This is a genomic window from Streptomyces prasinopilosus, from assembly GCF_001419695.1.
GTDB lineage: Bacteria > Actinomycetota > Actinomycetes > Streptomycetales > Streptomycetaceae > Streptomyces > Streptomyces prasinopilosus.
Genome location: NZ_LIRG01000910.1, coordinates 873 through 1173, shown reverse-complemented (window position 1 = coordinate 1173; position 301 = coordinate 873). Strand labels below are relative to the sequence as shown.

At 79.1% G+C, this 301-nt stretch carries 1 pseudogene; it reads left to right on the top strand.

What is annotated here, in order from left to right:
* A pseudogene (locus AOK18_RS28380) lies at positions 1 to 211 on the top strand (hypothetical protein); the annotation flags it as partial.
* Between the last annotated feature and the right edge of the window lie 90 nt (positions 212 to 301).

Sequence of the window (301 nt, the reverse complement as noted above, 5' to 3'; positions counted from 1 at the left end):
CGGCCCGGCGCGGGGGGACGTCCGCGGGGGCCGCGTCGACCGCGACTCGGCCGACGAGGTCTTCGCCCGGCGCAGGGCCGAGACGGAGGACGCCCCCGACGACTGGCGCAGCTGGTTCCGGCTCGCCATCGCCTACCACGACGCCCGGGACACCCCGCGCGCCCGCAAGGCGATGCAACGCGCGATCACCCTGCGCAAGACGGCCCCCTGACGTCCCGCCGGGCCGGCGTCCCTCCGTCGCCCGAGCCTGGCAGGACGCCCTTCCCGGGGCCACCGCGCCAGGACGGCCGGGCAGGGGGAA